A 9,203-nucleotide genomic window follows, 5' to 3' on the forward strand; every position below is an offset into this window, starting at 1 on the left:
TTCGCGGTATCCAGAAACCCAGCATGTCCATTCGATTGCTTCCCATGGAGACAGATCGGCCTACATGGACTCTCAGCGTCGGACGCAGACATTCTTGCGGGAAGGTCCATGAACCGTGACACCGCGCTCAGTGGTCGCCCGCGCGCCGTCCCTGAGAACGAGATGCGCGTTGCCACTTGCATGGACCACCGCATCGCCCTCTGCGTAGACCACCGCGCTGTCATAGGCATTGACGAAGGTGCTGTCCGTGGCGTTGACCTGGGCACTGTCGCATGCGTTGATGGCGGCATGGTTGCGCGCAATCACGATGCACTCGTCAAAGGCGTCGACAACGGTGTTGGTGTAGGCGTAGAGCCGCACCCGGCCTGTGACCTGGAGGCGGGCGGCGTCCGTGGCGACGATGTGCGCGGTCTCCGGGAGCGGAGTGTCGAGGTGGATGCGGACTAGAGAGGTACCGATGATGCGGATGGTCCACTCGTTCGTCTTAGCTTTGGCGAACGTGCGGTCGTCGAATTCGATCTCGCTGCCGGTGGTGTCGACGACCACGGTGGTGGCCCCGGTGCGTAGCCGTTCGCGGACCGAGTCGGAGTTTCTGCTGACCTGCTCCGTTCGTTGCTGTCGAGCGGGGGAGCGGTGCCGTTTGGCTGGCGTCTTCGTCTGGCTTGTCGACACGTGGGGCTCCGTCCTCGAAGTAGGCGGGGTGAACGCTGCCGTTTCCAGCACCTTATGCGAATTTTCCGTGTTAGCAGGAACCCGCGCGGTAACGCTCCTCGTGCCGTTTCCGAGCGACGCTGTCAAAGCTAAGTCGGCCAGGCGGCGATCAAGTCTGGCCTTCACCGAGGAACCTTTCTGTGCCAGTGCACTGAACGCGCAGGATTGCTCGGTGGTGGCGGTGATCATTCCTGAACCCCTCCGGGGCGTGTGCTGCTCGCGCGAGTGGCGAGGGTGCGCCAATTCGCGCGCATAGCCGAGCGGTGTTCAGCACTTGCTGCCCGGGACCGGGCCTCCGCAGCCTCGGTAGCGCGTGCTGCCTGCTCAGCTCGTCGCTGGGCATCGATTCTGGCTCGTTGCTCACTCGGGGAAGGGCCAGTGAAATCGATGCGTGAGAGCCGCATGTGGGCGTATCGGACGGGGTTTTGGACCGAATAGCCGCCGGTGTTCCAGATCTTCGCGTCCGGCCACGTCCAACCACGGTTCTGAGTGTCGCGTGTGAGGGCGTCTGCGATGTCCCGGCCAGTCCAGCGTGTGGTGTCGACGCCGGTGCGTACGAGCACGTCGACAAGCTGGCCGATGTGTCCATCCGGTGTCAGTGCAGGTGCGAGCTGGGCGAGCTGGGCGGCCGCGCGTTGGGTATGCAGGGGCCGGTTCGTGTTGGTGGTAGTTGCTCCTGCGCGCGTTTGCGCGCGCTTGGTGAGTTCTCTCTTACGAGAGAACTTCTCAAGGACTTTAGAACCAAAAGATAGGGTGTCATGCCCGCTGAGCTGTGGATTACTCGCCGCGGCTTTGGCGGCTGCTGCCTGCTGGCGTTGGCGGCGCTGCTGATGCGTCTGTGCCCGGTGTACTGAGCGTGCGGGGGTGCGCCGTTGAGGGGCTGCTGGTTGAGGAGTGGCCTCGATGACCCATCGTGGGCTGGATAAGGCCCAGACACTCGCGGCCCGCCGCTGATGGCCACCGTGATGCAGCTCGGCGGCCATGAACTCGTTGCCCCGGAGGTGGCGGCCGCGGGCTACTTCGTGGCCCATACCCACGTCACGGAGAACCCGCCGCGCACGTTGGACCGCCGATTCGGATACCCCTGCCGCCCGTCCGATCGTGGCCACCGCAGCAGTGACGTCTCGTCCGGTTGTGGAGTCGGCGAATCGTGCGTGGGTAGCCGCGACCGCGATCATCGTTTCAACGCCGATGCGGTGCTGTTTGACCGCAGTCCTGCCGATGTCGGTGTCGGTTATCACATGGCGAACCTGTCGTAGCCACGCGCCTTTACCTGACCACACCGGGATATCCCGATATGCGCCGTCAGGGACGGGTAGTGCCCACGAGCTGCCACGTTGACCACTCGTGTGGTTGAAGTGTTCGAGTTCGTTGACGTTGCGGTGCGCGGCGTCAACGAGTGCGGCCCACTCCGGATCGGGAGCAGGATCGACTGCTTGCATCGGGGTGTCGGACGACACGCCGAGCGTCGATGATCGAGTTAGCGATGCTGATTCAGGGTATGGGTTACCCTGGACCGTACCTGTCACAGGTAGAAGCCCTTCGGGGTTTGCAGTACGAGTTCGAAAGTTCGCGCTTTCGAAACTCACCTCAGAGAACGTGACGGCCCTGCCAAGGCCTTCACCCTCCTGGTGAGGAGGACCTGCCAAGTCCTCCTCGACGAAATCCGCGGTTGCGGTTCCTGACTTGAAACCACCCCCACCAGGGGGTTTTTTCGTTTTCTGAGGGTCTGCGCTGATGAAATTAGGTATCGAGGACGTTCATTTCGTTACTCAGTCACAGCCATCACTTCCTTCTCTCTGGACACAGGTCATCGACCATCTCACCACGCCTGCTGGCGCCGATCGGTTAGGCACGCGTGATGCGTTTGTGACGAATCTGCTCACGCTGCGAGCTCCTGCGACTCAGGGCTCGAGAGGGTGTCCGATGCCGCGATTGCAGCCCGAACTGCCGTGACGCCAGAAGGCTGACCGCCAAACGCCCAGAACACCGTCGTGACGGTCTCGATGCCGCCGAACTCGACGCCGTGAGGTGTGTCGCGTGCGACTGAGGTGGTCACCACGGGCGGCCGAGACCATTGCGGCTCTGTGACGACTGACGCCGGGGAGCGGCTGAGAACGTCGGCGTCTGCTCTCGGTGTACCGGCTTCGGCGCAGGTCGGGCGGTGAGCATGCATTGAGCGATGGTCGCGACTTCGCGGACCTGGTCGACCGAGGCAGTTTCCGGGTCCGATACGACGAGATCAATCACATCGAGAAGCGCGTCGCGTGTTCCAACCCCGAATCCGGACTGACCTGCGGAGAGCAGGAGCGGACCGTGATTGTGGATGAGGTCCTCGGCGTTGAGCACGGTGTCGTCATCGGCGACCCGTCGCGCGCAGACCATCTCCTGCATCGGGAGGAGTTCCCACTCGTGTCCGTGGCGGTCGGTGGCGGTGACGTTGGTCATGCGGCTGCCCCTCTTGTTGAGCTGTGGAAACGGGTGGACCACGCCTCGATTGCCGTTGAGATCCGGTTCTCGGCGACCGCCGTCGGATGAACGGCGAGATGCGCCCAGAAGGCGCTGGTGACCGTCTCGACACCACTGAAGTCGCCGCCGGCCAAGTAGTCCCGGGCATCGATCGACGAGTTGGCTACCGCGGCCCATGCGTAATCGGACGGCGCACGATTGAGCTTGATCGCCGCCAGCTGCTCGAAGACGTTCCAGCGTGCGGAGATCGAGTTGACGGAGCCGATCGGAGTGGCGCGACAGAGGGAGGCGACAGTCTGCGCCTCGGCCTGCGAGAACCCGGGAACCGTGACGAGACCCCACTGCGGGTGGGCATAGAGGTCGGCGAACCAACCCCAGCGAACGGCTGAGGGGCCTTCTGTGGCGGGGGATTCCAGCTGACCAGTGGCCATGAAGTAGACGCGATCGACGAGTGATGTCATGCCGCCACCCCCCGGTTGGCGGCCTCACGCTGGCCTTCGCTCCGGTTGTAGTAGGCGCGCAGGTCACGTCGGGTCAGGATGGCTCCGCCGTCGTGGCGGTACGCAACTGCCGCCCAGATCATCGACTGCGGGGGAGTACCCGCGCTGGTCAACTCCGCGACCTCTCTCCGGCAGGCGGCAAGTCGCGGGCACCGCAGGCACTCGGCCTGGGCGTCGAGGCCGGCGCGGTAGGAACCTGCATCCAGGTCCCAGGATTCAGGGTCGATCGAGCAGGGCGTGGGGGCGCTCATGCTGCGACTCCAGCCCGGGTCGTGTCCCATCGACTTCGAGAGCCCGAGGCCACTGCTCCGTAACGCGCCAGGTGGCGGTGTTCGATCCGGTTTCCACGCAGGTCGTAGGCGTCGCCAGCTACGACCATTCCTCGCGGCGGCTCGCCCTGTGCGATTGCCTGTTCGATCTCGGTGCGGCATTGGGTGAGGAGCGGGCACTGCCTGCATGCATCAATTGAGCGCCGCAACTGGGCTGCGCTCTGCCCCTCGATCTCCCATGCCTGCGCGCGACCTGAGCAGAGCGCTGCGTCCTGGGCCTCCGGTCGAACCGGTGTGACGCCGCGGCTCTCAAGCTCCCGGCGAATGGCACGGAGAGCTGGGCAGTCCTCGCACCCGGCGGCGTAGGTGAATCCGCAGCGCAGGCACCGACCGGTAGAGGTTGGGCGGTGCTGCAGCGCTGCGGCCAGCAGATCGCTGGTCGAGGAGTGCGAAAACTGAGCTCCGCGGGGACCCGGTTTCGTATCACGCTGTGTCAGCTCGCGTAGTGCCGCCGCAGCCTCTGGGCACAGCGGTTTGATGATGGTCGGTTCATAGCCGCATCTGGTGCAGCGTCCATCCATTGTCGAGTGCAGGGACGTGATGCGTACCAGGTCAGCCACACTTGTGGTTGCCAACGATCGGGTTGCGGATAGGTGCTTCTTGGGACGCTCCATTAAAGCGCCAGCTAACGTGTTCATTGCAGAGGTTCCAATCTGCTATGACCGGCTAGGGGTTGCAGCCCCGCTCCGGTCGAGGCCCCCTGATCGTTGGTAGCGATCGGGGGGTTTCTTGTTGTGTAGGGGAAGTCAGGTACTCATCCCCCTAAGGACTCTAATATAGTCTTCCACTTCACCGCTCTTGTTTATCGTACTTTTTTGTGACAACAGTCCTGGAGGTCGGGCAGCATGACTCGTTATGCGAGGTTGCCCAGGATGAGCCGGCGAACACTGGATGGGTTCGTGCCTGCCCGGCTCTCCAAGGCGCGTATCGACAAGCGCTTGGCGCAGGGCGAACTCGCCCTGCGTGCCGATGTGAGCACGGCCACGATCTCGGCATGGGAAGTGGGTCGATCGACCCCTCAGGTCGATCGATTGATGAGGGTTGTGGAAATTCTCGGACTGCGAATGGACGAGGTGATAGATGTCCCCGTCGAGGAACGCAAACTTGGCACGCTGCGCGAGCTGACTGGCCGAACCCAAGCGCAGCTCGCCGGGATCATCGGCGTGTCGACATCCCTCCTTGCCGCTCTCGAACGCGGACACGCCAAGCTCGGCGATGCTGTCGCTGACCGGCTTGCAGGCGAACTCGGAGTGTCCGTTACCGAGATTCGAGCGGCGTACGAGCGTGGGCGCGCCCGGCCGCCACTCGACTGAGGATTGTGCAGTCGGGCGCAGGGCTACCGGGGAAGTGCTGCTGAGGCGTAACGATCGGCCGGCAAAGGGCGATTTCTGCGTCGACACCCCAAGGTCCCACTTATTCGCAACGCTGAGCGCTGAGAAAAGTAGCTCGGTTGCTCGAATCGACATGATCCCACCCCCCGGGAACGGTGTGGCGCAAGAAGATACACGTGTGCCACACGTTGTTTTGCCTCTTCTGAAGCCGACTACGACAAGCCTCAGGAAACTCCCGGGTGGGGAGCGCGGACATCAGATTAGCAGCCCTCAGGAACTCTGCAACCGAACGATCCGAGCGGTGTGTCGATCTCGCCCATCACGCTGGGCGGACGAGATCGATTGCCGCTGTTATTGAATGGTGTACTACCAGCACAGCGGGCCGGTGCCGGGGCGTACCAGCACCATCGCCTGCACCACCGTTACACCGTGCTCGGCGCTGGCTGTAGCCACTCCGGTGATGGTCAGCTCGGCGGGTGTCCACTCCTCCGACTCGGAGAACCGGACGAACAGCACCACGTCGAGGCTGAGGGCGTCGCCGTTCCGAAGTGATTCCCGGGCATGCAGAAAGGCATCTCGGCTCTTCTCGTGGATCTCAGCGACCTCGGTGCGCCAGCGAGCGAGCGGTCCGGTAGGTGTGACATCCCATTCCAGGAACAGGCCCGTGATCAGCTCCAGGTATCCGATGCCCATCGGCTCGGCAAGCGACTTCTCGATCGTCATGGCCTGGGTCTTGCTGTACTCGCGGTGGAAATCCCGCTTGGGGTGTGTCTCGTCGGAGAGGTCGTGAATGAGGCCGGCGATAGTCTTCCGGCCGCCGATCTCGCGGCCCCGGGTTGTCATGTGCACGCACCGTAGAACCTTGTCGTCGCCCTCCAGGCTGATCTCGGCCGCAAAAGGCTGGCTTGGTTCTATTTGCCCGTGGCCGATCTGACCGACATACACGGTGTAGGCGTCGCGTTTGTCGAAGGCGGTGAAGAAGCGCCAGATCTCGGGAAGGCTGCGGTTGGGCTGGGTGGTGTCGATACCGAGGATCTTCTCCTCAACGATAAGGGTGTGCTCGGACCGCATCGTGGCGAAATCCCACTCGAAGGTCCCGACAGTACGTGGAGGGGGCGGCGCCTCTCCGGCCGCTGCGATATATACCTGCACGCCAAAGATTTCCCCACTCGAAGATAGGATGGGGGCCGCATAAGATACCGCGGTTCGGTTCTGCGACAACCAAACCCGATCATGAAGTGGTTTACGGGCTTTGAGGACGGCGCTGATGGCCTTCTGTGCTGCCTCGCGGAGTTTGGCGGCGTCGCCACGGTTCGTCGCGACGCTCCAGCTCCTTTTTATCCGGCTCGCGAAGTCGCGCGCGAGACCGCCTTCGGAGACGACACAAGGCTCCTGACCTGCATCGACACCGAGAGTTTCGAAAATTACCCAGCCCTGATCGCCGGTTTTTGGGGCACCATTCTGTTGGTGGCCTTCGAGTACGTCAGTCACGCAAAACTCCCCTCCATCAACCTCAACCCTATGTAAGCGTTGGGTCAAGGGAAAATCGGGCTCTGTTCTGCGCGAAGCCGATCGAACAGAGCCGCATCGTGCGCACAGAAGACGGCAACTCGTTGTGAGGGGTCGTGCGCAAGTTTGCGGAGTTGCTGGTGATTTGCACGGACTTTCGCGGGAATTGAGGCCAGAGTCAGCTCGATCGCACAAAGCATCGCAGCTCGACTTATTGGTGCAGATCGACTGGAGGAGAGTGCTGCTCGATGGTAGAAGGAATCCCCGGCGTGAAACAGCCAACCGTTGCTGGTTCGGACCGCGACACCGGCATGACCGATGGAATGTCCGGGCATCGGGACGAGCCACACGTCTTCGACTCCGAGGATCGGGTGTGCGGCGGGAAGGCCGAGTAGCTCTTCTCCGGTGCCGTCGTACGTCTGGAACGAGGTGATCGCCTCGACGTGCGGGCGGCGATACCGGAGACGCTCGGGAAGGCGGCGCCGCGCTCGCGCGGTGCGGAGTTCGGCGGCCGTCGTGTGCACCGTTGCGTGGGGAAAGTCGAGTGCGCCACCGATGTGGTCGTAGTCCAGGTGCGTCGCCACGATGTGACGTACGTCCGAGAGTTGGTAGCCGAGGGCTTCGATTTGATGTGCGGCCGTCTCCTCCACACGCAACGCCGGCCCGAGGGCCAGGGCCACGCGGCCGAGTCGACTTCTCGGCGAGGCAATATCTGATCGGCCGATTCCGCTGTCGACTAGGACCAAGCCGTCCTTTGTCTCGCACAGCAGGACATGCGAGACCAGGGGACCGCTGGCGAGCGAATCGAAAGATCCGCAATTCAGATGATGGACACGTCGAACACCAGACATAGCTAGCACCACCGGGCAAATAGGCAGGTGTGACCAGGCACTGATCCATGCCGGCCGCCACATCCGGAACCGAAGTCGTCAAGAACCGGGAAACCTTCACACCTGAAGGCGCGACACTATCTTACGCATCAGTAAGGAGGGCGTCCGATCGGACGCTTGGTAAAGCTGCTGGTGGTGAAGTGCCCGGGTGCCGAGGTCGCGGTCTGGCGCCGCTCAGTTGTCGTTCTGAACTGCGCAGACGACACGTCCCCGCGGAAGGTGCGACGCGTCGGCTCCTACTTCAGGCCGCAGCTGATGTGCATGTACATGTCGAAGTCCTCGTACGGGGAGTTCACCATCCAGTGCGGTGGGGTGTCGGCGTCGACCTGGATCTCGACCTCTCCGACCGATGGCTTGTCCCAGGTAACGCCGAGTGGATACTGCTTCGTGCTGCCCTTCGGTCGTGTTCGGTTGACGGCCTCGATCGCCCCCGGGGATTCGGCGAAGTCGTGAGCTGGGTAGTTGAGGGTCTCGTTGTCGACCGTGATGGTCTGGGATCCGTGGGTGAGGGTGGCGTGCCACCCGTTCGGTGCGGTGATGTCGACGGTGAGATTGTCACCCTCGCCGTGGCACTGGACATCGACCTGGTCCGGGGCGGGAAGGGTCACGAGGTCGACGCCTTTGCGGTTGCCGACGCCGATGGCGATGTTGCCGTCCCAACCGTCGGATCCGCCTGACGATTCGGCGGGCGTGACGGTGCCGGGCCGACCGTCATCGCTCGACGAGCCGGAGCATGCGGTCAGGGTGGCGGCGATCATGCTGGTGAGAGCGAGGCCGACGAGCGTGCGGCTGCGGTTGGACATCTAGTTTCCCCTCCTGTTGCCGCAGGGCGGCGTTGTCGAACTCGGTGCGGTGACTACTGGTTTCAGTACCGGATGGTGTCGATGAGCCAGCTGTCCCCGGCCTTGGTGAGGGTGACCCAGACGGTGGTGTCGGGGGCGACGGGGACGGCGTTGTCACCGGTGATCGCGGTCTGATGGATGGTGGCGACTCGGTGAATGAGGGTATCGGTATCGGGCGGGCACCCGGAGCAGCCGATCAATACGTCGGCGACGACCTTCGAGTTCGCGGTGGCCCATTGTCCCCATTGCACGCCGGGTCCGCGTTCGGTCGTGACCGGGACGGCCACTTGCGATGCCAGGCTGTCGGTCAGCCACTGTCGAGCCCGGATGAAGCCGTCATTGGGGGACTGGTCGGTCGCCGGGTACCAGGTGAACGCGACAGCCAGGGCCTGGCGGGCTGCCTCCTCCGCCGCCGCGGCGCCTGGCGCCGGTGTCGCAGCGGTCGGCGGAGGTACTGGAGCAACGGTGATCGACGGCGCAGGGGCGGACTTCGTTGAAGTCTCTGCAGGCAAGGTTTGCGGATCTTCTCCGTTCGGCCGGCACGCATAGACGAGGACGGCGACCAGGGCGCCGAGGAGCACCACCACGGCCAGGAATCGACGCACGCTCATCTCGGTCCTCC

General features: G+C 63.5%; 11 protein-coding genes. 3 read left to right on the forward strand and 8 right to left on the reverse strand.

Annotation, left to right across the window (positions count from 1 at the left end):
* Positions 1-72: 72 nt before the first annotated feature.
* Positions 73-900 (reverse strand): hypothetical protein, encoded by an 828-nt coding sequence (locus BLV94_RS46255; protein ID WP_143051527.1) that lies wholly within the window; start codon positions 898-900, stop codon positions 73-75.
* A gap of 773 nt (positions 901-1,673) precedes the next feature.
* Between BLV94_RS46255 and BLV94_RS48175 the strand changes: the two genes are divergently transcribed.
* Positions 1,674-1,970, forward strand: a complete 297-nt coding sequence (locus BLV94_RS48175) for a hypothetical protein (RefSeq protein WP_143051528.1) — start codon at positions 1,674-1,676, stop codon at positions 1,968-1,970.
* A 796-nt stretch (positions 1,971-2,766) separates the two neighbouring features.
* Here the strand turns inward: BLV94_RS48175 and BLV94_RS46265 are convergent.
* From BLV94_RS46265 to BLV94_RS46275, 3 genes are read right to left on the reverse strand one after another with little or no spacing between them, the layout of a single operon-like run.
* Entirely contained in the window at positions 2,767-3,159 is a 393-nt protein-coding gene (locus tag BLV94_RS46265) for a hypothetical protein (protein WP_072950371.1), read from the reverse strand.
* The gene (locus BLV94_RS46270; protein ID WP_072950368.1) at positions 3,156-3,641 is read right to left on the reverse strand and encodes a hypothetical protein; all 486 of its coding nucleotides are present in this window, start codon (positions 3,639-3,641) and stop codon (positions 3,156-3,158) included. Before BLV94_RS46270 ends, BLV94_RS46265 begins: the two co-directional genes overlap by 4 nt.
* Positions 3,638-3,931: a hypothetical protein gene (locus BLV94_RS46275; RefSeq protein ID WP_072950367.1), complete on the reverse strand. Its 294-nt coding sequence runs from the start codon at positions 3,929-3,931 to the stop codon at positions 3,638-3,640. The genes BLV94_RS46270 and BLV94_RS46275 overlap by 4 nt, the downstream gene beginning before the upstream one ends.
* Positions 3,932-4,002: 71 nt before the next feature.
* Here BLV94_RS46275 and BLV94_RS49815 point away from each other — a divergent pair, with 71 nt between their 5' ends.
* A complete protein-coding gene (locus BLV94_RS49815; protein WP_167372257.1) occupies positions 4,003-4,149 on the forward strand; it encodes a hypothetical protein in 147 nt (48 codons plus the stop codon).
* A 732-nt stretch (positions 4,150-4,881) separates the two neighbouring features.
* Positions 4,882-5,322: a helix-turn-helix domain-containing protein gene (locus BLV94_RS46280; protein ID WP_072950387.1), complete on the forward strand. Its 441-nt coding sequence runs from the start codon at positions 4,882-4,884 to the stop codon at positions 5,320-5,322.
* Positions 5,323-5,706: 384 nt separating this feature from the next.
* Here BLV94_RS46280 and BLV94_RS46285 read toward each other — a convergent pair whose 3' ends face one another.
* The 4 genes from BLV94_RS46285 to BLV94_RS46305 all read right to left on the reverse strand — a co-directional run bounded on the left by BLV94_RS46285 (position 5,707) and on the right by BLV94_RS46305 (position 9,192).
* Positions 5,707-6,831 (reverse strand): GAF domain-containing protein, encoded by a 1,125-nt coding sequence (locus BLV94_RS46285; RefSeq protein WP_143051529.1) that lies wholly within the window; start codon positions 6,829-6,831, stop codon positions 5,707-5,709.
* Between the two features lie 44 nt (positions 6,832-6,875).
* Positions 6,876-7,700 carry an MBL fold metallo-hydrolase gene (locus BLV94_RS46295; protein WP_072950359.1) on the reverse strand — a complete coding sequence of 275 codons (825 nt, stop codon included), beginning with the start codon at positions 7,698-7,700 and terminating at the stop codon, positions 6,876-6,878.
* A gap of 275 nt (positions 7,701-7,975) precedes the next feature.
* On the reverse strand, positions 7,976-8,542 hold the full coding sequence (locus BLV94_RS46300) for a hypothetical protein (protein WP_072950357.1): 567 nt from the start codon (positions 8,540-8,542) through the stop codon (positions 7,976-7,978).
* 62 nt (positions 8,543-8,604) lie between these two features.
* Positions 8,605-9,192 (reverse strand): hypothetical protein, encoded by a 588-nt coding sequence (locus BLV94_RS46305; protein WP_072950354.1) that lies wholly within the window; start codon positions 9,190-9,192, stop codon positions 8,605-8,607.
* Between the last annotated feature and the right edge of the window lie 11 nt (positions 9,193-9,203).

It is taken from the genome of Rhodococcus koreensis, from assembly GCF_900105905.1.
In the GTDB taxonomy this organism is placed as follows: Bacteria; Actinomycetota; Actinomycetes; order Mycobacteriales; family Mycobacteriaceae; genus Rhodococcus_F; species Rhodococcus_F koreensis.

Bases quoted from the DNA above. Each gene is read 5' to 3' on its own strand.
- BLV94_RS46265 (WP_072950371.1), bottom strand. From the start codon at position 3,159: ATGACCAACGTCACCGCCACCGACCGCCACGGACACGAGTGGGAACTC.
- BLV94_RS46280 (WP_072950387.1), top strand. From the start codon at position 4,882: ATGAGCCGGCGAACACTGGATGGGTTCGTGCCTGCCCGGCTCTCCAAG.
- BLV94_RS46275 (WP_072950367.1), bottom strand. From the start codon at position 3,931: ATGAGCGCCCCCACGCCCTGCTCGATCGACCCTGAATCCTGGGACCTG.
- BLV94_RS46270 (WP_072950368.1), bottom strand. From the start codon at position 3,641: ATGACATCACTCGTCGATCGCGTCTACTTCATGGCCACTGGTCAGCTG.
- BLV94_RS46295 (WP_072950359.1), bottom strand. From the start codon at position 7,700: ATGTCTGGTGTTCGACGTGTCCATCATCTGAATTGCGGATCTTTCGAT.
- BLV94_RS46305 (WP_072950354.1), bottom strand. From the start codon at position 9,192: ATGAGCGTGCGTCGATTCCTGGCCGTGGTGGTGCTCCTCGGCGCCCTG.
- BLV94_RS46255 (WP_143051527.1), bottom strand. From the start codon at position 900: ATGATCACCGCCACCACCGAGCAATCCTGCGCGTTCAGTGCACTGGCA.
- BLV94_RS46300 (WP_072950357.1), bottom strand. From the start codon at position 8,542: ATGTCCAACCGCAGCCGCACGCTCGTCGGCCTCGCTCTCACCAGCATG.